1 protein-coding gene is annotated in these 394 nt (G+C 77.7%); it reads right to left on the reverse strand.

Going from position 1 to position 394, the window contains the following annotated elements:
- On the reverse strand, positions 1–394 hold a 394-nt coding region (locus D474_RS28430; RefSeq protein WP_017613806.1), incomplete at both ends, for an FAD-binding protein.

Raw genomic sequence — 394 nt, forward strand, 5'->3', positions numbered from 1 at the left:
GGTCCCGGGGTCGGCCGTGCTGTGGCCCGCAAGGGTGTCGAGCTCCCGTGTCAGGGCGGTCAACCCCTCCCCGGTGCGCAGGACCCCGGCGTGCTGCGACATCAGGGACCGCAGGCGCGGGACGAGTGCGGGGTCGACGGACGGGACGGCGGTGGGGGCCGGTTCGAGCGCAGCCGGGTCCGCAGCGGGGCGGGGGCGGTCGGCAGCCAGGCGGACGGCACCCCGCTCGGCCTGCACGAGCCCCTCCAGCAGTGAGTTGGAGGCCAGCCGGTTCGCGCCGTGCACGCCCGTGCGGGAGACCTCGCCGACCGCCCAGAGCCCCGGCAGCGAAGTGCGTCCGTCCGTGTCGACCTCCACCCCGCCGGACGCGTAGTGGGCGGCGGGCGCGACCGGC

Source organism: Nocardiopsis salina YIM 90010, from assembly GCF_000341025.1.
Lineage (GTDB): Bacteria > Actinomycetota > Actinomycetes > Streptosporangiales > Streptosporangiaceae > Nocardiopsis > Nocardiopsis salina.